1 protein-coding gene and 2 pseudogenes are annotated in these 3,639 nt (G+C 65.8%); 1 reads left to right on the forward strand and 2 read right to left on the reverse strand.

The annotated features are described in order from the left end of the window. Window positions 1-247: pseudogene (locus tag ACIRA7_RS15760) on the reverse strand (hypothetical protein); the annotation flags it as partial. A gap of 32 nt (window positions 248-279) precedes the next feature. Next, a complete protein-coding gene (locus tag ACIRA7_RS15765) occupies window positions 280-2,847 on the reverse strand; it encodes a DUF1592 domain-containing protein (protein WP_396221790.1) in 2,568 nt (855 codons plus the stop codon). 482 nt (window positions 2,848-3,329) lie between these two features. Between ACIRA7_RS15765 and ACIRA7_RS15770 the strand changes: the two are divergent. Continuing rightward, window positions 3,330-3,639 (forward strand): annotated as a pseudogene (locus ACIRA7_RS15770) (hypothetical protein); the annotation flags it as partial.

The following is a 3,639-nucleotide window of genomic DNA, read 5'->3' on the forward strand; positions in this document are numbered from 1 at the left end:
ACGGCGACAGATCGAAGTCACGTCCGGTGGCCGCGGGCGACCAGAAGTTGAGCTTCGCGCCGATGTCGTTCGAGCCGGCGGCACCGTGCACCATCTCGATGGCGATCAGGCGCGGCGCCGCGTTGGCAGAGCCCATGAGGCTCTGGCCGCGGGGGACCATGGCGTTCAGATACGGCAGCGCGATCGTGGCGCTCAGCGACTGCACGAACTGCCGGCGAGGCATCGCCTTTCCAGTCAGGAACTGCATAGCGGTTGCTCCTCAGGAGTTGATCAGAAAATTCAGCGGCTTTGGCCGACTGATGCCCCGCTCGCGGGGAGTGCTGCCTGAGCGACCGGCACCATGCGCATCCGGAACGCGTCGCTCTTCACCACACCCAGCACGACATCTTGAATTCGATAGTTCTTGGCCTTCACTGACGCTTCGATCTTGCGGATCGCCGGACCATCGGCGTACTCCACGCGCCGGCCCACCGCGTAGGCCATGAGGTTCGTCACGAACGTGCGCACCAGCGGCACCGGACGCTTGAGCAGCACCTGCTGCAACTCGCGCGGTCCCGTGATCTTCGTACCGTCGTAGTAGTCGCCGCGCGTGTCGAGCAGCATATTGTTTTCCTTGATGCGCCACTGTCCGATCACATCGAAGTTGTCGAGCGCGAGCCCGATGGGATCGATGAACTGGTGGCATGAGCGACACGAGGCGTTGTTGCGATGCTCTTCCATGCGCTCGCGCGTGGTCAGCATGCGCCCTTCCTTACTGGCGCCGGTCACTTCGAGATCGGGCACGTTGGGCGGCGGCGGTGGCGGCGGCGAACCCATGAGCACTTCCATCACCCACTTGCCACGCAACACGGGCGACGTGCGATTGCCCTGCGACGTCAGCAACAGCACGCTGCCATGACCGAGAATGCCCACGCGATTCTTGTCGGTGTACTGAACGCGACGGAAATCCGTGCCCACCACATCGACCATGCCGTAGTGCCGGGCCAGATCCTCGTTCACATACGTGTAATCGGCCGTATACAGGTCGAGCAGGCTGCGGTTTTCGCGCACCAGGCTGGCCACGAACAGCTCCGTTTCCTTCTGCATGTTCTTCGCGAGCTGCAGATTGAACGCGGGGTACAGCAGCGGGTCGGGATGGACCTTCTCGATGTCCTGCAGGCGCAGCCACTGCGCCGCGAACCGCGTGGACAGCGCGTCGGCGCGCGGATCGGCCAGCATACGCTTGGTTTGCGCCACCAGCACCGTGGTATCGGTGAGCAGGCCGCGCTGCGCGATGCTCGTGAGGGTCGAGTCGGGCAACGTGCCCCACAGGAAGAACGAGAGGCGCGACGCGAGGTCGGTGGAACTGACCGCGACCTTCGACCCCGGCTTCGCCGTCGCGGCCACTTCATCCGCGCGGAACACGAAGTACGGACTGGCCAGAATCGCCTCGACGGCGCCACGAACACCGCTCTCGAATCCGCCCGACTTCGCCTCCTCGTCGTAGAAGCTCATGATCGCCTTGCGATCGCTGACCGTGAGCGGCCGACGGTATGCCTGCGCCCCGATGCGATTCACAATGCGCTCGGCGCACGGACGCTGTTCAGCGGCACTCAGCGGGCGGCAGCTGAAGAGGCGACGGCGGCTCGGCGTATCGGAGACACCCGTGGGATTGAACGGCCCCGTGACCGTGAACAGCTTCATATGGCCCTGAATCGTGATCGCGTCCTGAATGCCGATCTGCGTGTCGGGCAGGCTGTTCCCGATAGGCGTCATGAGATCTTCGACGGGCCCTTCGAACGTCCGCACATAGGCCGCCGCCACGACGCGCGGCCCGGCCTTCACCGTGATCGGCTTGGTCTTGAGATCCAAACCATTCGGCTCACTCTCGTGCATGCCGCGGTCGACGTCGAGCAGCGCCACACGCTCGCCGTCCACCGAGATCTCGATCTTCTCGTCGAAGGGCGCGTTGGAACCCACCAGCTGGCCGATCGGTGTGGAGTGCAGCGACACGGCAAACACGTACTCGCCGTCGGCCGGAAAGTAGTGGGTGGCTGACCCGCCACCGCGGGTGCCGATCGGCGTGTCGCCGTCGCGCCCGTTCTGGTTCGCGAGGCGCGAGACCTTGAACGTCGTGGTCGACACGGTCGCCTTCGCATCGCCGACCGCGAGGCGACTGATGGCGTTCGCGGCATCGAGATACGCTTCCAGCACCGTCGCCGACGGGATCTGCACGTCGGCAATGTTGTCGAAGTTGGCGCTCTTCGTGTCCAGCGGCAGCCACGACTCGGCGTTCACAGTGACCGTGAGCAGGTCCTTCACCGCGCGCTCGTACTCCGCGCGGTTCAACCGCTGAAACGAGCGCCGGCCCACATCCGGCTTCCGCACCGCGATCGCATCCATCTGCCGTTCGAGTGTTTCCGTGAGCACGTCGAGCGTGTCACCGGCCGGACGCGGACGTCCCGGCGGCGGCATCATTCCCGTGCGCAGCTTCCCGATCATCTTCTCGGCGATGATCGGCGACGTGGCCCCGACCGTGGCGAGATCGAACGACTGCAGTGAGAAGTTGCCCATCTTGCGCTGGTCGCTGTGGCAGCCGGCGCAGTTCTTCTTGACGACGTCGTTGAGCACGACCGGCGCCAGCGTGCGCGTGCGACGCGCAGGCGTACCGACGCTGGGGCGTATCTCATCGAGCGTGGCGCGATAGCGCGACAGCGGTGCCGGCGACGACGGCGCGAGAAAACTCGCGGGCGATGCCACCGCGACCGGTGTCGTCGGGCGCGCGGCGGGTGATTCGACACGATCGGCGCTGCTCACCGCGATCGCGAGCATGAGCGAGCCAGCACCAAATGCAACGACAGTTTTCATCCCAGAGCCTCGGGGCGGGGCGGGAACAGCAGTGCCGGGCGGGAACAACCAGTGAGCGCAAACCGCGCTCCTTCTATGAACGATGTGCCCGCCCCGGATATCGGGCAAGGGCTCCCGTCTATACGCGCACTGCCGCTAGGGCATTGCAGGATCGCTGTTTACGTTTTGTCTGAGGGTCGGTGGCCGCCTCCCGCTCGGTCGCCGGGGCGCCTCGCAGTCCAGCGCCACTCCTCAACGCTTCTGTGACACGCCTCAGCACCGATACGCCCTGCCGTCCAATGCCGCCGGTCGACTCTCCTTCGCCAGCACACCCTCTATGACTCAACGCAGCACCGCGTCACCGACCGCGCCAAGCCCAACCCGAGGCGCCGAACAGTCTCTGGTCCGGGCCGTCGGCGTGTGGGGCCTCGCGGCGGCCATCGCCAATGTCACCATCGGCGGCGGGATTTTCCGCCTGCCGGCGTCGGTGGCGGCGGCACTCGGTGCCGCCGCGCCCCTACTTGGTGTGCGCCGTCGCGATGGGACTCATCGTGATGTGTATCGCCGAAGCCGGCAGTCGCGTCTCGCTCACCGGCGGACCCTACGCGTATGTCGAACTGGCCTTTGGGCCGTTTTTCGGCTTTCAGGCGGGCGTCATGCTCTGGTTATTGGGTACGTACGCTGTGGCAGCGGTGGCCACGGTGTACGCCGACAATGCCGCCACCCTCATTCCCGCCTTGGCCGGACCGGGGCCGCGCGCCGCCCTGCTCATCGCGACCTTTGCGATCGTGGGCGGAGTGAACATGCTCGGCG

The organism is Gemmatimonas sp. (assembly GCF_044376735.1).
In the GTDB taxonomy this organism is placed as follows: Bacteria; Gemmatimonadota; Gemmatimonadetes; order Gemmatimonadales; family Gemmatimonadaceae; genus Gemmatimonas.

Coding starts and splice junctions, on each gene's coding strand:
- ACIRA7_RS15765 (WP_396221790.1), bottom strand. CDS start 2,847: ATGAAAACTGTCGTTGCATTTGGTGCTGGCTCGCTCATGCTCGCGATC.